Origin of the sequence: Nocardioides sp. Arc9.136, from assembly GCF_030506255.1 — a bacterium.
GTDB lineage: Bacteria > Actinomycetota > Actinomycetes > Propionibacteriales > Nocardioidaceae > Nocardioides.
On sequence record NZ_CP113431.1, the window covers coordinates 3453095 to 3469872 of the forward strand.

The 16778-nt window shown below is 74.9% G+C and carries 15 protein-coding genes; 5 read left to right on the forward strand and 10 right to left on the reverse strand.

The features are described from left to right. Positions 1-21 precede the first annotated feature (21 nt). From OSR43_RS16725 to lpdA, 3 genes are all read right to left on the reverse strand, one after another. Positions 22-1227: a SpoIID/LytB domain-containing protein gene (locus OSR43_RS16725; protein WP_302267837.1), complete on the reverse strand. Its 1206-nt coding sequence runs from the start codon at positions 1225-1227 to the stop codon at positions 22-24. 139 nt (positions 1228-1366) lie between these two features. Beyond that, positions 1367-2764, reverse strand: coding sequence for an NAD(P)H-quinone dehydrogenase (locus OSR43_RS16730; protein ID WP_302267838.1), 1398 nt, complete (start codon positions 2762-2764; stop codon positions 1367-1369). Then, positions 2764-4155, reverse strand: a complete 1392-nt coding sequence (gene lpdA / locus OSR43_RS16735; RefSeq protein WP_302267839.1) for a dihydrolipoyl dehydrogenase — start codon at positions 4153-4155, stop codon at positions 2764-2766. Before lpdA ends, OSR43_RS16730 begins: the two co-directional genes overlap by 1 nt. A gap of 69 nt (positions 4156-4224) precedes the next feature. Here lpdA and OSR43_RS16740 point away from each other — a divergent pair, with 69 nt between their 5' ends. The 4 genes from OSR43_RS16740 to OSR43_RS16755 are packed head-to-tail and all read left to right on the forward strand — an operon-like array spanning position 4225 to position 6786. Further along, positions 4225-4677: a gamma-glutamylcyclotransferase gene (locus OSR43_RS16740; protein WP_302267840.1), complete on the forward strand. Its 453-nt coding sequence runs from the start codon at positions 4225-4227 to the stop codon at positions 4675-4677. 31 nt (positions 4678-4708) lie between these two features. Then, positions 4709-5518, forward strand: a complete 810-nt coding sequence (locus tag OSR43_RS16745; RefSeq protein WP_302267841.1) for a purine-nucleoside phosphorylase — start codon at positions 4709-4711, stop codon at positions 5516-5518. An 8-nt stretch (positions 5519-5526) separates the two neighbouring features. After that, positions 5527-6201 (forward strand): TetR/AcrR family transcriptional regulator, encoded by a 675-nt coding sequence (locus OSR43_RS16750; protein ID WP_302267842.1) that lies wholly within the window; start codon positions 5527-5529, stop codon positions 6199-6201. Positions 6202-6210: 9 nt separating this feature from the next. Next, positions 6211-6786 (forward strand): TetR/AcrR family transcriptional regulator, encoded by a 576-nt coding sequence (locus OSR43_RS16755; protein WP_302267843.1) that lies wholly within the window; start codon positions 6211-6213, stop codon positions 6784-6786. Positions 6787-6790: 4 nt separating this feature from the next. Here the strand turns inward: OSR43_RS16755 and OSR43_RS16760 are convergent, their stop codons facing one another. From OSR43_RS16760 to OSR43_RS16790, 7 genes are read right to left on the reverse strand one after another with little or no spacing between them, the layout of a single operon-like run. Beyond that, positions 6791-8200 carry an HtaA domain-containing protein gene (locus OSR43_RS16760; protein WP_302267844.1) on the reverse strand — a complete coding sequence of 470 codons (1410 nt, stop codon included), beginning with the start codon at positions 8198-8200 and terminating at the stop codon, positions 6791-6793. A 59-nt stretch (positions 8201-8259) separates the two neighbouring features. Continuing rightward, positions 8260-10416, reverse strand: a complete 2157-nt coding sequence (locus tag OSR43_RS16765; RefSeq protein ID WP_302267845.1) for an HtaA domain-containing protein — start codon at positions 10414-10416, stop codon at positions 8260-8262. 12 nt (positions 10417-10428) lie between these two features. Beyond that, positions 10429-11739: a hypothetical protein gene (locus OSR43_RS16770; RefSeq protein ID WP_302267846.1), complete on the reverse strand. Its 1311-nt coding sequence runs from the start codon at positions 11737-11739 to the stop codon at positions 10429-10431. Further along, a complete protein-coding gene (locus OSR43_RS16775; RefSeq protein WP_302267847.1) occupies positions 11729-12874 on the reverse strand; it encodes a hypothetical protein in 1146 nt (381 codons plus the stop codon). The genes OSR43_RS16770 and OSR43_RS16775 overlap by 11 nt, the downstream gene beginning before the upstream one ends. Beyond that, positions 12871-13671, reverse strand: coding sequence for a heme ABC transporter ATP-binding protein (locus OSR43_RS16780; protein WP_302267848.1), 801 nt, complete (start codon positions 13669-13671; stop codon positions 12871-12873). The genes OSR43_RS16775 and OSR43_RS16780 overlap by 4 nt, the downstream gene beginning before the upstream one ends. Further along, entirely contained in the window at positions 13668-14777 is a 1110-nt protein-coding gene (locus tag OSR43_RS16785) for an iron ABC transporter permease (protein ID WP_302267849.1), read from the reverse strand. The genes OSR43_RS16780 and OSR43_RS16785 overlap by 4 nt, the downstream gene beginning before the upstream one ends. After that, the gene (locus OSR43_RS16790) at positions 14774-15898 is read right to left on the reverse strand and encodes a hemin ABC transporter substrate-binding protein (protein WP_302267850.1); all 1125 of its coding nucleotides are present in this window, start codon (positions 15896-15898) and stop codon (positions 14774-14776) included. The genes OSR43_RS16785 and OSR43_RS16790 overlap by 4 nt, the downstream gene beginning before the upstream one ends. A 172-nt stretch (positions 15899-16070) precedes the next feature. Here OSR43_RS16790 and OSR43_RS16795 point away from each other — a divergent pair, with 172 nt between their 5' ends. Further along, the gene (locus tag OSR43_RS16795; protein WP_302267851.1) at positions 16071-16754 is read left to right on the forward strand and encodes a heme oxygenase (biliverdin-producing); all 684 of its coding nucleotides are present in this window, start codon (positions 16071-16073) and stop codon (positions 16752-16754) included. The last annotated feature ends 24 nt before the right edge of the window (positions 16755-16778 follow it).

Here is a 16778-nt window from a genome sequence, read left to right on the forward strand (position 1 = left end):
CCCCGTGCGACCGCGCCGCCGTCAGCGGGAGGCGACCTTGAAGGTGAGGTACGTCGAGCGCAGCCCCAGCACCGACCGCAGCGTGTCGCCGGACACCGTGACCGAGCCGCGCGAGCCGACCAGCCGGACGCTGGCGACGCGCCCGCCCCACTGGCCGTTGCCGTCGCGCGAGGCGACCACGATCCGCCGCAGGTCGCCGACCGCGGGCCAGGCGCGCTCGATGCGGCCGTCGTCGACCGTCGTGCTCCACCGGTGCACCGGGTTGCCGGCCCAGCCGTCGTACGGGTCCTTCTGCGCGGTGAGGTAGGGCACCGACCCGGCCGAGGTCCACCCGCCGCTGCTCGAGGCGAACTGGGTGAAGGCGGGTTCCCCGCCGGCGGTCAGCACCTGCCCGGCGGTCGCGTCGACCGCGGCGTTGGAGGCGGGGTGCTCGGCGGCCACGCCGCCGTACACCTGGCAGGAGGTCGTGTCGCACAGCTGGTAGGCCGAGGCCCGCGGGTGGGCACGCTCGTACGACGCGTACGTACGCGCCGCGACGGCCTGCGCCCGCACGGCGGCGGGGCTCCAGGTCGCCGGGATCTCGAGGGGCACGACGCCCTTGAGGTAGCTGTCGAGCCTCAGGTCGTTGACGGTCTCGACGCCGGTGCCGACGCGGGCGGCGCGGAGCCGGCCGCGGTAGGGCCTGTCGCCCACCGGCGTCACCAGCGTGACCGGCGCTCCCCCGGCGTAGAACTCGCCGTTGCCGGCGAGGTCACGCCACTTGCGCCACTTGTCGGTCCGGTAGGCGACCCGCAGCCTCCCCGTCCCGGCCTCGGCGATGCGCCACTGCTTCGCGCCGTTCTCGGGCAGCCGCAGCCGGTCGCCGCCGGCGAGGTCCCGGACCGTCAGCCCGCGGCGCGGCCGGACCACGACGTCGTCACCGGGATCGGTGGACAGCGCCACGGTGACCCGGCCCCGGCTCGTCCCCCACTGGGTGCCGGGATAGTAGAACTTCACGATCTCCCGGTGGCCCAGGCCCTGCCGGGCCGCGCCCTCGGCGCCGTACTGCGACATGCCGTGGCCGTGCCCGTAGCCGCGACCGGTGATGGTCACGGTCGCCGTGCGCGGCACCGCCCAGTCGTCGACCGTGGACGCGGCGGCACGGGCGGGAGCCGCCTGCGCCGCCCCCGGGAGCAGGGCGACCGGCAGCACGAGGGCGCAGGCCGCCAGGGTCGAGAACAGACGCATGCACCAATGGCACCACCTGTCACAGGAGTCCCGCAATCGGTGCGAGTGAACTACAGATCTGTAGTTTCCGCAGGTCAGCGCCGGTCAGCGCGGGGTGTGACTGCTGGGCCGGTGGGATCGCGGACGGGGGCCGGGAGGCTCAGAAGTGGTGCAGCCTCCGGGCGGCCTCGGCGATCGAGCCGGACATCGACGGGTAGACCGTGAACGCCTGGGCGAGCTGGTCGGCGGTGAGCGACTCGGCGACGGCGACGGAGACCGGGTGGATCAGCTCGCTGGCGCGCGGGCCGACGACGACGCCTCCGACGACGATGCCCGTGCCCGGGCGGCACAGCAGCTTCACGAAGCCGTCGCGGACCCCTTGCATCTTCGCGCGCGGGTTCCCCGACATCGGCAGCGTGACGACCTCGGCCTGCATCTCGCCGGCGTCGACGGCCTGCTGCGACCAGCCGACCGTCGCGATCTCCGGGGAGGTGAAGACGTTGGAGGAGACCTTCTTCAGGTCCAGCGGGTGCACCGCGTCGCCGAGGAAGTGCCACATCGCGATCCGGCCCTGCATCGCGGCGACCGAGGCCAGCATGAAGACGCCGGTGCAGTCGCCGGCGGAGTAGACGCCGCGCGCCGAGGTGCGCGAGACCCGGTCGACGTTGACGAAGCCGCCGTCCTTGAGGACGACGCCGGCCTCCTCGAGGCCCATGTCCGTGGTGTTCGGGACCGAGCCGAGCGCCAGGATGCAGTGCGAGCCCTGGACCGTGCGGCCGTCGGTGAGCGCGACGGTGACGACGTCGCCGTCGCGGGTGACCGACTCCATCCGCGACTTCGGCAGCACGGTCATGCCGCGGCGGCGCAGGACGTCCTCGAGCACGGTGGCCGCGTCGGCGTCCTCGCCCGGCAGCACCCGGTCGCGGGAGGAGACCAGGGTGACCGGGATGCCGAGGTTGAGGTAGGCGCTGGCGAACTCCGCGCCGGTCACGCCCGACCCGACCACGATCAGCTCGGTCGGCACCTCGGTGAGGTCGTAGACCTGCTCCCAGGTGAGGATGCGCTCGCCGTCGGGCTGCGCGGTCGGCAGCGTGCGCGGGGCCGCACCGGTGGCGATGAGCACCGCGTCGGCCTCGAGGGTCTGCTCGGAGCCGTCGGCCGCGGTCGCGACGACGCGGCCCGGCCCGTCGAGCCGGCCGCGCGCCTCGACGACGCGCACGCCGTCCTTGGCCAGGCGGCGGGCGATGTCGGCGGACTGGTCGGCGGCGAGCTGCTTGACCCGGGCGTTGACCCGGGCCAGGTCGACGCGGATGGTCTCCGCGGCGTCGCCCTCGGTGTCGGTGAAGATCACGCCGAGCTCGGCCGCGCCGGCCAGCTCGTCCATAACCTCCGCGGTCGCGATCAGGGTCTTGCTCGGGACGCAGTCGGTGAGGACCGCCGAGCCACCGACCCCGTCGGTGTCGACGACCGTCACCTCGGCGCCCAGCTGGGCGGCGACGTGCGCGGCCTCGTAGCCGCCGGGCCCGCCCCCGACGATGACGACGCGGTCGGTGGCCATCAGAAGTTGATCATGTGGCCGGCGATGCCGTGGACGGCTTCCTTCACGGCCTCGGACAGCGTCGGGTGGGCGAAGACGTTGCGCGACACCTCGTCGGCGGTGAGGTCCCACTGCTGGGCCAGGGTCAGCACCGGCAGCTGCTCGGTGACGTCCGGGCCGATCATGTGGGCGCCGAGGATCTCGTTGTGCTCGGCGTCGGCGACGACCTTGACGAAGCCGACCGCGTCGCCGAGGCCCTGGGCCTTGCCGTTGGCCGAGAACGGGAACGTCGCCGTCTTGACGTCGTACCCCTTGTCCTTGGCCTGCTGCTCGGTGTACCCGAACGAGCCGATCTGGGGCTGGCAGTACGTCGCCCGCGGGATCATGTCGAAGTCGATCTCCATCGTCTCCGCGCCGGAGATCGTCTCCGCGGCCACGATGCCCATCGCCTCGGCGGCGTGGGCGAGCATCATCTTCCCGGTGACGTCGCCGATGGCGTAGACGTGGTCGACGTTGGTGCGCCCACGGCCGTCGACGGCGATGGCGCCGCGCTCGGTGAGCTCGACACCGGCCGCCTCGAGGCCGTAGCCCTCGGTGCGCGGCTGGAAGCCGATCGCCTGCAGGACCTTGTCGGCCTCGAGCACCTGCTGCTCGCCGTCCTTGGAGACGGTGACCTTGACCTTGTCGCCGGAGTCGTCGATGCCCTCGACCTTGGTCGACAGCAGCACCTTCACGCCGAGCTTCTTGTAGTGCTTGAGCAGCTCCTTGGACACGTCGGCGTCCTCGGTGGGCACCATCCGGTCGAGGAACTCCACGATCGTCACGTCGACGCCGAAGTTCTTCATGACGTAGGCGAACTCGACGCCGATCGCGCCGGACCCGGCGATGATGATCGAGCCGGGGAGCTGGTCGGTGAGGATCTGCTCCTCGTAGGTCACGACGCGGTCCGAGAGCTCGGTGCCGGGGATGAGCCGGGTCCGCGCGCCGGTCGCGATGATCAGGTCGTCGCAGGTGTACGACGTGGTCTCGCCGTCCTTGGTCACGTCGACCGACGTCGGGCCGGTGAGGGTGCCCCAGCCGTCGATCTCGGTGATCTTGTTCTTCTTCATGAGGAAGTGGACGCCCTTGACGATGCCGGCCGAGACCTGGCGGCTGCGCTTGTGGGTCGGTCCGAACGACATCGTGGCGTCGCCCTCGATGCCGAACTTGTCCTTCTCGTGGGTCAGGACGTGGGCGAGCTCGGCATTCTTGAGCAGCGCCTTCGACGGGATGCACCCGACGTTGAGGCACACACCGCCCCAGTACTTCTCCTCCACCACGGCGACCGTCTTGCCGAGCTGGGCGGCGCGGATCGCCGCGACGTAGCCCCCGGGACCGGCGCCGAGGACGAGGACATCGAAGTGGTTCGTCACGGTCGCCAGCCTACTTCTGTCGCGCAGGTCACCCCGACCGGGTCGCCCACCGACCAGTAGCCTGCGGACGTGACGCTCTACGCCGCCTACGGGACCAACCTCGATCCCGCCCGGATGGGCGAGCGCTGCCCGCACTCCCCGATGCGCACCACCGGGTGGCTCAGCGGGTGGCGGCTGACGTTCGGCGGCGAGGAGCACGGCTGGGACGGCGCGCTCTCCACGATCGTCCAGGACCCCTTCGAGCAGGTCTTCGTCGCGGTCTACGACATCACCCGCGAGGACGAGAAGCACCTCGACGGCTGGGAGGCCGCGGACTCTGGGCTGTACCGCAAGACCAAGGTCCGGGTCTCCACCATGGACGGCGAGGTCGTCGTGTGGACCTACGTGCTCGACGCCTACGAGGGCGGGCTGCCCTCCGCGTCGTACCTCGGTGTCCTGGCCGACGCGGCCGAGGCCGCCGATGCCCCCGCCGACTACGTCGCGGCCCTCAGGCGCCGCCCCTGCCGGTCGACAGGACTCTGACCGGGCGGCGGACCTGACCTACAGTTCCGCCGTGACCGAGACCAGCTCCCCCGACCCGTACGCCCTGGCGCAGGAGGCGGCCACCGCCCTCGCCGACCTGACCGGCGTCGAGCGCCACGACCTCGCGCTCGTCCTCGGCTCCGGCTGGCTGCCGGCCGTCGACGCCCTCGGCGGGGCCACCGCCGAGATCGACACCACCGACCTGCCGGGCTTCAGCGCCGCGGCCGTCGCCGGCCACTCGGGGAAGATCCGGTCGCTCAAGGTCGGCGAGAAGAACGTCCTGGCGTTCCTCTCCCGCACCCACTACTACGAGGGTCGCGGCGTCGCCGCCGTCGTGCACGGCGTCCGGACCGCCGCCGCGGCCGGCTGCTCCACCGTCGTCCTCACCAACGGCTGCGGCGGGCTCAAGGAGACCTGGACGCCGGGCACCCCCGTCCTGATCTCCGACCACATCAACCTGACCGGCCGGTCCCCCATCGTCGGCGCGAACTTCGTCGACCTCACCGACCTCTACTCCAGCCGGCTGCGGGCGATGTGCCGCGAGGTCGACCCGACCCTCGACGAGGGCGTCTACGTGCAGTTCCCCGGCCCCCACTACGAGACCCCGGCCGAGATCGGCATGGCCCGGGCGATCGGCGGTCACCTGGTGGGCATGAGCACGACGCTGGAGGCGATCGCCGCCCGTGAGGCCGGCATGGAGGTGCTGGGCATCAGCCTGGTCACGAACCTCGCCGCGGGCATCACCGGCGAGCCGCTCAACCACGCGGAGGTGCTCGAGGCCGGGCGCGCCGCCGCCACGCGCATGGGTGACCTCCTCGGCCGGATCGTCCCCAGGATCTGAGCCCGGACATGGACACCGCGGCGGGCAGCACCCGGCAGCTGCTCGTCGACGCCGCCCTGCGGGCCTTCGCCGAGCACGGCGTGCACAACGCCTCGCTCCTCGAGATCACCCGCCAGGCCGGGCAGCGCAACCGGGGCGCGGTCCACTACCACTTCGGCAGCCGCGAGGGCCTGATCGCCGCCGTCCTGGAGCAGCACGCCGACGACATCGGCCGCCGCGAGGTCGAGCTGCTCGACCTCGCGCGGCAGCACCCCGCCGACGACATCGCCTCGGTCGTCGAGGCGATCGTGCGGCCCGTCACGGAGGTCTCGGAGATGGGCTGGCGCGGGCGGTGCTACATCGTCATCGTCGGCGAGCTGGTCCAGCAGGACATCACGCCCCTGGGACCGGACGTCCAGGCCGCGTTCGCCCGCACCGGGGGCTACGAGCTGTTCGGGCTGATGCGGGAGCGGCTCGCGCCGATGGCGATGGACCAGTCGCTGGAGAACGAGCGGCTGGCACTGATGACGGCGTTCGTCATGCACTCGGTGGCCGCGCGCGCCCGCGCCGGCGAGCTGCCGCCGAGCGGCCGCGAGGAGCTGCCGACCGAGCGGTTCGTGCAGAACCTCGTGCTGATGGCCACCGCGATGGTGACCGCACCGGTCCCCGCGCCGGTCCCCGCGCCGCTGCCGACCGACCGGTAGCGTGGCCGCGTGCCGCGCATCAGCGCCGGTTCGCTGCAGGAGCACCGCGCCGACCTGCGACGCCGGGTCTTCGACGCCTTCGCCGAGCTGGTCGGCGAGCGGTCCTACGACGCCGTCACCATGGCCGCGATCGCCGAGCGAGCAGGCATCGGCCGCACCGCGATCTACCACCACTTCCCCGACAAGGCCGCCGTCGTCGTCGCCTTCGCCAGCGACGAGACCGAGCGGTACGTCGCCCGGCTGACCGAGGTCCTCGGCGTCACCGACGACCCGGTCGAGCAGCTGCGCACCTACGTGCGCCACCACCTCGCCGCGGACGAGGAGTTCCACCTCGGCCTGGGGCCGCGGCTGTTCGCGATGCTGAGCGACGAGGCCCGCCGGGAGATCCGCGGGCACGTCGTCGCGGTCGAGGACGTCCTGCGCTCGGTCCTGGTCGCGGGGCGAGACTCCGGGCGGATGGTGGTCGAGGACGTCGAGGCCACGCTCCCCCTCGTCCATGCGTGCCTGAGCCCCCGGCACCTCCCGGCGCGGACGATCGAGTCGTTCGTCCTGCGCGCGGTCGGGGCCGGGGGCTCCGCGGGCTGAGGGGTCAGCGGGCGACCTTCAGCGCCACGGTCCGCGCCACGCGCTCGTAGGCCGACGAGCCGGCGTACACGACCTTGATCCGGTAGCCGCCCTTCGCGAGCCTCGGCAGGGCGACGGTGGCCCTGCCCCCGGCCAGCCTCGCGGTGCGGGTGGCCACGACCTTGCCGGTCCGCCCCGACGTCGCCGCCCTGGCGATGCGGACGGTGACCTTGCCGCCGACCGTGCCGGCGTCACCGGTGTAGGCGACGCGGAGCCTGCCGGCCCGGACGGACGTCGGCTTCTTGGTGACCGCGACGGTCGCGCGCGGCTCGGTCTTGCCGCCCAGCGCGGCCCAGTCGATGGTCACCGGGGTCTCGGTGTCCTGGGAGGTGTTGGAGTGGGTGTGCGCCTGCCAGGTGTAGAGGGAGTACGACGTGCCGCGCTCCAGCTTGGCCGCCGGCGCGGTGAGCGACGTGGTGAAGGCACCGCCCACGACCTGCGCAGCGGGCACCCAGGCCGCCGCCACGAACTCCGACTGGTCGGCCATGTCGTCGGTCTCGGGCAGGCCACCGGCCTCCGCGAGACCGACGTACACGCCGTTGTCGCCGGGGTTGGTGGTGCCGTCGAAACCGGTGCCGGAGACGGTGAACGCGACTCCGCTGCGCGAGGTGGTCGCGGTGTGGGAGACCGCGGGCGCGGCCGCGGCGGCCGGGGTGGCCCGGGCGGTGAGCGCCGCCGGCGCCTTCTTGGCGTCGCTGCTCGCGCCGGAGGCGTGGAAGTGGGCGCGCAGCCCCGACGGCAGGTGGCCCAGGAGGTCGGCGGCCCAGGCCTTCCCGTCGACCGGCTGGCCGGCGGGGATCCCGAGCGCCGCCGACCCCGGGCCCTCCGGGAGCACGCCGTCCCAGGCGGGGGTGGCGGTGATCGAGCCGAGGCCGTCCGCGACCGTCCAGGCCGGCGCGTCGAACGTGGTGACCGTGACCCGCGCCGGGGCGACGTCGCTCGCCGGCTGGCCCATGCCGCCGTTGACCTTCGCCGAGACGAGCGCGCTGATCGTGCCGTCGCCGTCGGCCTCGACGGTCACCCGCGGCTGGGCGAACGTGACCGTGTAGACGGCCGTGCCGACCATCGGGATCTTGAACGTGCCCGCCACGGAGCCGGCGTAGGACACCGACCCCGCACCGGTCGCCGGGTCGTAGCTCCCCACGCCGTCCGGGAAGGTGACCACCCCGTCGGCGGCCTCGGTGGCCCCGCCGGCGAGCTCGTGGCTCGACAGGTGGTCGTCGAACTGCTGGGAGATCTCCCAGGTCAGGGACGGCGCGGCCGCGGCGGTGGCCGGGGCGGCCGTGGCCGGGGCGGCCGTGGCGACCAGGGCCAGGCCGGAGGCGGCCATCGTGGTCGCTGCGGCCGAGGCGGCCCAGCGGGTCGGGCGGATCATGGTGCTTCCTCTCGGTACGGGGTGGCGGCGGGGGCGCGCGGGTGCGCCCCCGCCGTGGTTCAGCGGACGCGCAGGTCGAGGACCGTGGTGTCGCCGACGTAGTTGCGGGCGCCGAGGTAGCGCACCCGGACCTTCCAGGTGCCGGCACCGAGCCGGGCGACCGCGAACGTGGCCCGGCCGTCCTCGAGGGCGACCGGCGCGATCGTGCGCCGGAGCTTCCCGTCGCGGTAGAGCCGCAGCCGCACCCGGCCGGCGGGGTCGCCGACGGCAGCCGCTCCGCGGACGACCGTGGTCAGCCGGCCCGCCGCGGTAGCGGTGGGCTGGCGCGACCAGCGCGCGGTGACGACCGGCGACGCCTTCTCGACGACCACCACGTGCTCGGCGACGACCACACCGCCGAAGGAGATCCATGCGGTGTGGCGGCCCGCGCCCAGGCGGGCCGGGATGCGGAACGTCGCGCGGCCGTCGACGAGCTCGCTGGTCTGCTCGGCGCCGAGGCCGGTCAGGACCGCGGTGCCGGACGCCGGCTCGCCGCCGACCGTGATCACGGCCGAGATCGAGCCCGACCGGCCGAAGGCCGCCTGGGCGGGGCCGGTGACCCCGACCGCCGCGGGCTGCTCGGGCTCCTCACCCGGCTGCTCGGGCTCCTCGCCGGGCTGCTCGGGCTGCTCGGGGCCGCTGCCCCCGCCGGGCCCACCGGCGGGCGGCGCGAGCCTGGACCAGTCGATGGTGACGGGCGTCTGGGTGTCCTGGCTGGTGTTGGAGTGGGTGTGGGCCTGCCACGTGTAGACCGCGTAGCTCCTGGTGGGATCGAGCTTCGCGGTCGGAGCGAGCAGCGTGGTACTGAAGGCGCCGCCGGGCATCTGCTGCGGCATGACCCAGGCCGCCGCCGCGAACGCGGCCTGGTCGGTCTGCGAGCCGGTGCTCGGCATCCCGCCCGCGGGCGCCAGGCCGACGTAGACGCCGTTGTCGCCCGCGTTGGTGACCGCCCGGAAGCCGGTGCCGGAGACGGCCACCTGCACCCCGCCGGCGTACGACGCGGCCGTCACGGACGCGGTCGTCCGGGGGTTGCTCGCCGGAACCTCGGGACCGGTGCCCGGCCCGGGGTCGGTCCCGGGGTCGGGCTGCGCCAGCTTCGACCAGTCGACGGCGAGGGCCTTCTCGACGGCCTGCGAGTCGTCCGCGACCGGGTTGCCGTGGGCGCTCCAGGTGTAGACCGACCACGACCTCGCGGGGTCGAGCTTCGCGGTCGGCACGACCAGCGCGGCGGTGAACGACCCGCTGACCAGCTTCGCCCTGCCGACGTGCGTGGCCGCCGCGAAGCCGGCGTCCGTCAGGCCGAGGATGCCGCCGCTGGGCGCGACGCCGACGTACACGCCGTCCGGCGCGCGCTGCACCTTCGCGTCGGGGTCGAAGCCGGTCCCGGTCACCGACAGCGCGAGGCCGTCGGCGTACGACGCGGAGGTGGTGGTCACCTCGAGCGCGGGCGTGGCGACCGGCGCCGCGGCCGGGGTGGCCTGGGCGGTGAAGGGTGCGGGTGCCTTCTTGGCGTCGCTGCTCGCGCCCGAGGCGTGGAAGTGGGCGCGGACCCCGGGGGTCAGCTGGCCGAGGAACGCAGGGTGCCAGGACCGGCCGGCGACCGGCTGGCCGGCCTTGATGCCGAGCGCAACCGACTCCGGGCCCTCCGGGAGCACGCCGTCCCAGTCGGGCGTGGCGGTGACGGACCCGAGGCCGTCCGCGACCGTCCAGGCCGGCGCGTCGAAGGTGGTGACGGTGACCCGCTCGGGATCCGTCGACGCGGCGGGCGCCTGGCCGCTGCCGACGTTGGAGGCGGACACCTTGGCCGTCACGGTGCCCTCGCCGTCGGCGTCCACGGTGACCGTGGGGTTCGCGATCGTGACCGTGTAGAACGGCGAGCCGCCGAAGGCGAACGAGCCCGCCACGGAGCCGGCGTAGGACACCGACCCCGCACCGGTCGCCGGGTCGTAGGTCCCCACGCCGTCCGGGAAGGTGACGACACCCTCGGTGGTCTCGGTGGCGCCACCGCCCAGGACGTGGCTCGAGAGGTGGTCGTCGAACTGCTGGGAGATCTCCCAGGTCAGCACGGGGGCCGGTGGCGCGGCGGGGGCCGGCGCGGCGGCTGCGACGAGCGCGAGGCCGGAGGCCGCGAGCGTCGTGGCGGCCGCCGAGGCGACCCAGCGGGTGGGGCGGATCATGGCGTTCCTCTCTCAGGCGACGCGGGCGCGTCGGGGCACGGGCAGCAGCAGCACGACGGCCGCGGCGAGCAGGAGGGCACCGGCCAGCCACCAGGGCCAGGACGGTGCGGGGCCGGGCACGGCCGGGGTGGGCGCCGCGGCGACCAGCTGCGTGCTGGCCGGGAGCGCGGCCGGCGCGGCGGCGACCGGTGCGGCGGCGACCGGTGCGGCCGGCACCGTCGGCACGGCGGGGGCGGCCGGCACCGTCGGCACGGCGGGGGCCACCGGGGCCGGGGCCGGGGCGGCCACCGGGGCGGGGGCCACCGGCGCGGGACCGGGCGCCGGGTCCGCGGTCGGCGGCGCGACCGTCGGGTTGACGATGACCGGCTGCGTGGGCGGCGCGGTCGGGGTCGGGGCGGGGTCGGTGCCCGTGGCGTCGTAGGACACGGCGAGCGGCTGCGGGACCTTGAACGGGTCGGTCGAGGAGCCGCTGGAGAACCAGAAGGCGGCGGTGCCGAGGCGGTCCATGTACGCCACGAAGGCCCCCGGGAAGGAGCCCGACCACTCCTCCCCCGTCGTCTGGCCGAGGCCGTCGACGGTCACGCCCCGGTACGCCGGCTCGACGCTCAGCCCGCCGCCAGGTCCGGCGTCGCCGAGGTCGACGTCCGGCAGGTCGGCGAGCGTGACGGTCTCCCCCGGCACGGGGGCCCAGGACCCGGGGTCGTCGACCGAGGAGGCGTACCCGCTCACCGTCGCGGTGAGGGTGCCCCGCCCGTCGGCCACGTCCAGCACGGGGTCGCTGACGTGGAACATCGACATCCCGGAGTAGTAGACGACCGTGAGGTCGCCGTCCCACGCGACGTGGGCCGTGCCGGCGGCGGGGTCGACGTACCCCTCGCCCGAGGCGATCGTGAACCGCAGACCGCTCGTCGACCCGCTCGCGGGTGGGCCGAGCGGCTTCCCGGCGGTATCGGTGGACAGCCCCTTCCAGGTCGCCGGGCGCCACCGGCGGCCGTCCCACTTCTGGATGCGGACGTCGCCCTCGCGCTGCTGCCAGGACGACCGCGGCAGCGTCGTGCCGCCCCGGCCCGGGTCGGGGACCCGGCCGGCGGAGAGGAAGTTGTAGGTGTCCGGCGCGTGCGCCCGGTTGCTCGACTCGTGGTTGATCCCCCACCGGAGCACGGCCCCGTCCAGCTCGACCCGGGTCGTGGGGTCCTCGGCGGGCTCCTCGGCACCGGCGGGCGCCGCCCCGAGCACCCCGCCGGACGTCCCGCCGAGCAGGGCGACGACGGCGGCCGAGGCGAGCGCGGCGGCGATGCCGTGCCGTCGCCGGTCAGGCCGCACGACGCACCCGCCGCGTGCGCAGGAGGGGGTACGCCGCGCGGCCGACCGCCGCGAGGAGCACCAGGCCCGCCGCGCCGGCGACGAGCAGGCCGGCCCGCTCGGAGCCCGGGCGGGCCGGCGCGGCCACCGCGTCGGTCCCGGTGATCGCGAAGGAGACCGCGGGGGCCCCGTCGACGCCGTGGACACGCAGCTCGTGGGTGCCGGCCGCGGCGTCCTCGGGCAGGGCCAGCACCCCGGCGGTGCCGCCGTCGGCGCCGACGAGGAACGGCCCGGCACCCGCCGCACCGTCGTCGAGGACGACGGTGACCTGGCGGCCCGGCGGGAGGCCGGCGGCGGTGAAGGCGAGCACGTTGCCGGCGACGGCCGAGGCGCGGTCGACCTCGAGCGTGGGCGTGCTCGCCGCGGCGCCGGCACCGGGCACCTCGCCCGCGGCGGGCGTCTGGGCGCCGCTCGGCACGGATCCCTCCGGCACGGCCCCGGCCACGGGACCGGAGGGCGCGACCGGTGCGCCGGTGTCCGCCCCGGCCGCGGGCGCGGCCGGGTCCGAGGGGTCGGTCGGGTCGGTCGGCGCCGCCTGCTGCAGCGAGGCGACCCGCACGGGGGTGAAGGTCTCGTTGCGGGCGTTCTTCACGCCGTGGGCACCGACGGTGATCACGCCGCAGGTCAGCCTCCGGCAGTCGATGGTCCGCACCGAGTCGTCGCGGTCGTAGGCCCGGAACGTCGCGCCGGGCACGACGACCGTCGTGGACCACGTGCCCTTCGCCGACATGGTGCCGCCGTTGGCGGAGCCCGCGGTGTCGGAGCCGGGGAACGCGACGTACTTCTGGAAGCCCTGATTGTCGCGCGCCTCGCTGTCCGGGACGTACCAGTAGTCCTCACCGGTCGCGCCCCCGCGGCTGGGCTGCCAGGTGCCGTCGACGGCACCGAAGAAGACGTAGATCCCCCCGTGCCCGCCGCGGATCGACTGGAAGCCGCTCCCCCGCACCTGCAGGGTCGTGGCGTACGTCGGGTCGACGGCCGCGTCGCCGTCGGGGTTCGCGACGGTGACCCGCGAGGCCGCGGCGGCCGGGGCTGCGGGCACGGCGAGCGAGCAGGTGGCCGCGAGCAGCAGCGCGGCGAGGAGCCGGGACCTCACAGGACCTCCTGGAGCGGGGACGGGGTGCGGACGGGGACGACGAGGAGGTGACCGGCGTGCTCGACGACGTCGACCGGGTGGCCGTAGACCTCGCTCAGCAGCGCCCCGGTCAGCACCTCGGCGGGCGGGCCGTCGGCGCGGACCCGGCCGTCGGCGAGGACGCAGACGCGGTCGGCGTACGCCGCGGCGAGCGAGAGGTCGTGCAGCACGACAACGGCGGCGGCACCGGCCCGGACGGTGCGGCGCAGCACGTCGAGCAGCGCCTCCTGGTGGCGGATGTCGAGGGCCGCGGTCGGCTCGTCGAGCATCAGCACGGGGGTGGCCTGGGCGAGCAGCCGGGCGAACGACGTGCGCGCCTGCTCGCCGCCCGAGAGCGTGGGGAAGAGCCGCTGCGCGAGAGCGGTCACGTCCGCCCGCTCCATGGCCTCGGCGACGACGCGCTCGTCGTCGTCCTCGGCCGGGGTCCGGTGCCACGGGGAGCGGCCCATGCGCACGACGTCCTCGACGCGGAACCCGAACGCGAGGCCCTGCTGCTGCAGCTGCACCCCGCGCACCCGGGCCAGGTCGCGGGCGGCGTGCCGGCGCAGCTCGCGCCCGCCGAGCTCGACCGTGCCCGTCGTCGGCACCGTGTCACCGGAGAGGACGCCGAGCAGCGTGGACTTGCCGGCGCCGTTCGGCCCGACCAGGGCCAGCAGCTCCCCGGGCCGGACGTCGACGTCGACCCCGTCGAGGATGCGGTGGCCGTCGACGGCCACGCCGACGCCGCGTGCGCGGACCGTCGCGCCGGGGGCCGTCACGCCCAGCCCCCCGCCGTACGACGGGCCCGGCGCAGCAGCCAGAAGAAGAAGGGGCCGCCGACCAGGGAGGTCAGCATCCCGATCGGCAGGTCGGCGTACTCGATCGCGGTGCGGGCCCACAGGTCCGCGACGACGAGGAGGACGGCACCGCCGAGCGCACTGGCGGGCACGAGCAGCCGGTGGCCGGGACCGGCCACCAGCCGCACCAGGTGCGGCACGACCAGCCCGACGAACGCGATGATCCCGCAGAAGGACACCGCCGCGGCGGTGAGCACGGCGACCGCCACGATCGTGGTCATCCGCAGCCGCTCGACGTCGACACCGACGTGGCGGGCGGCGCGGTCGCCGAGCGCGAGCAGGTCCAGCCGGGGCGCGAGGAGGAGGGCGACGAGGATCCCGCCGACGGCGAGCGGCGCGACGACGCCGACCTGCTCCCAGCGCGACCCGTTGAGGCTGCCGAGCTGCCAGAAGACGATCTCCTCGCGCGCCTGGGTGTCGCCCAGGAACATCAGGAAGGCCAGCCCGGCGCTGGTCACCGCGTTGAGCGCGATGCCGGTCAGCACCAGCGTGACCACCTCGGTGCGGCCCCCGTCGCGCGACATCACGTAGACCAGCACGGTGGTCACCAGCCCGCCGAGGAAGGCGCACACCGCGACCGTCCAGGTGCCGGCGAAGGTCAGGTCGAGCACGATCACCGAGGCCGCCGCGACGGCGGCCCCGGAGGAGACCCCCACGACGCCGGGCTCGGCCAGGGGGTTGCCGAAGACGCCCTGCATCAGGGCGCCCGCAGTGGCGAGCGCGGCGCCCGCGAGGGCGGCCATGGCCACGCGCGGGAACCGGACCTGCCACAGGGTGCTCTCGCCCTGGGGGTGGGACGGGACGGGGCCCCAGTCCAGCCCGAGGCGGTGCAGCACCGACCCGACGACCTCGTTCGGGGGCACGTCGAGCTGGCCGTGGCCGGCCCCGAGGACGAGTGCCACGAGCAGGGCGACGCCCAGCCCGCCGAGCAGGCCGACCCGGCCCGCGAGCACGCGGGCGGCGGTCCGCGGGGTCGCCGGGGCGGTGCGGCCGGCGGCGGGAGGGGCGGCGGTGGGGGTGGCGGTCACGACAGCTCGCCCGGTGCGTACGCCGCGACGGTGAGGGCCTCGAGGACCGAGGCGGTCGCGGGGCCGAAGCCGAGGACGGCCGCGTCGTCCATCGCCACGAACCGGCGGTGCCGGCCCGCGGGGGTCTCGGCCAGCGCGGGCAGCCGCTCGAGCAGGCCGTCGACCCCGCCCGCGGACTCCAGGCCCCCGGACATCATCAGCACCAGGTCGGGCTGCGCGGCGACCAGGCCCTCGTCGGTGAGCGGCTTCATGCCGTTCCAGCCGATCTCCTCGGCGACGTCGTACCCGCCGATCGCGTCGATGAGCGAGTCCGCGCCCGACCCCTCGCCGAACATGTAGTAGACGCCGCTCTGCCCGCGCACGTAGAGGAACACCATCCGCAGCCGCTCGCCCTCGTCCGCCGGCGCGACGCGCGCGACCTCGGCGGTGACCGCGTCGATCTCCCGCCGGGTCCGCTCGGCGAGCGCCGCGCCCTCCTCCGGGACGCCGAGCGCCTCGGCGACGCCGTGGACCAGTCCTCCGACGTTCTCGAGGGTGCGCTCGGGCTCGAGCACGACGACGGGGATGCCGGCGTCCCGCACCTGCAGCACGACGTCCCAGGGACCGAGGGAGGTGTCGGTGACGACCAGCGTGGGATCGAGCTCGAGGATCGCCTCGGCGACGAGGTCGTGCCCGTCCTGGGTGACCAGCGGCAGGTCGTCGAGCCCCGCGACCTGGGTGGACACGTCGCGGCCGACGAGCACGTCGGCCAGGCCCAGCTCGGCGACGGTGCGCGCGAGCGTCCCGTGCACGTCGAGCGCCAGCACGCGGCTGGCGTCCTCGACCCGCACCTCGGTCCCCTGGGCGTCGGTCAGCGTCACCGGCAGGTGCTGCTCGGGCGCCTCCGCGACGGGGTCGATCGCGTCGTCGGCCGCCACGACGGCCTCGCCGTCCCAGGCGCGGACGTCCTCAAGCGGCTCCACGTCGGCCAGCGGTGGCGCCGTCCGCAGGGCCGAGGGGTCGGCGTCGGAGCCGACGGCCCGCTCGCCGGTGGAGATCCCGCAGCCGGCCAGCAGCAGCGCGACCACCAGCCCGGCGATCGACGGGACCAGCAGGCGGACGGAGGAGGACGGGGGCAGCACGCCGAGTAAGGTACACCTAAGTTAGGTAAGCCTCACCAAATGTCCAGACCGATCTGACAGTGTGTCAGGATGTTTTTGACAGCGCGTCCGGACCGCGCTTCGATGGCGCAGCCCCGCTCCAGCCCCCGCTCCAGCCCCCGTCACAGCGACGCAACAGCCGCAGGAGAGACTCATGACCGTGCTCGACGCCGGCCCCACCACACCCGCCCTGTCGGTCGCGATGCGCGAGGGCTCCCGCGCGGAGCACGAGGACGCCGAGGGGTCGACGTTCATGTCGGAGCTGCTCGACGGCCGCATCTCCGAGGAGGGGTACGCCGCGTACCTGCGCCGGCTCCGCGCCGTGTACGCCGCCATGGAGACCGTCGTGCGGGAGCGCTCGGGCGACCCCCTCGTGGCCGCCGTCCACGACCCGGCCCTGGAGCGGCTCGCCGCGATCGACGCCGACCTGGACCACTGGGCGCCCGGCGCCGACCACGACCTCGCGCCCGGCGAGTCACCGGCGGCGGCGACGTACTGCGACCGGCTCCGTGGGGCGTCCTGGGGCGGCGCGCTGGTGGCCCACCACTACACCCGCTACCTCGGTGACCTGTCCGGCGGCCAGGCGATCGGCCGGGTGCTCGACCGGGCCTTCGAGCTGGACGGGGCCGGGACGGCGTTCTACGCGTTCCCCGCGGTCCCCAAGCCGAAGCCGTACAAGGACGCCTACCGCGCCCGCCTCGACGCACTGGGCCTCGACGGCGCCGGGGTGGACCGGGTGGTCGAGGAGGTGAAGGTAGCGTTCCGGCTGAACCAGGCCCTCTTCACCGAGCTCGGAGAACGCATCGATGCCTACCGCCGCCCGGCACGCCAGGACTGACACCGGCCCCGCCGGCTCCCACGA

Bases quoted from the DNA above. Each gene is read 5' to 3' on its own strand.
- OSR43_RS16760 (WP_302267844.1), bottom strand. From the start codon at position 8,200: ATGATCCGCCCGACCCGCTGGGCCGCCTCGGCCGCAGCGACCACGATG.
- OSR43_RS16765 (WP_302267845.1), bottom strand. From the start codon at position 10,416: ATGATCCGCCCCACCCGCTGGGTCGCCTCGGCGGCCGCCACGACGCTC.
- OSR43_RS16750 (WP_302267842.1), top strand. From the start codon at position 5,527: ATGGACACCGCGGCGGGCAGCACCCGGCAGCTGCTCGTCGACGCCGCC.
- OSR43_RS16725 (WP_302267837.1), bottom strand. From the start codon at position 1,227: ATGCGTCTGTTCTCGACCCTGGCGGCCTGCGCCCTCGTGCTGCCGGTC.
- OSR43_RS16730 (WP_302267838.1), bottom strand. From the start codon at position 2,764: ATGGCCACCGACCGCGTCGTCATCGTCGGGGGCGGGCCCGGCGGCTAC.
- OSR43_RS16795 (WP_302267851.1), top strand. From the start codon at position 16,071: ATGACCGTGCTCGACGCCGGCCCCACCACACCCGCCCTGTCGGTCGCG.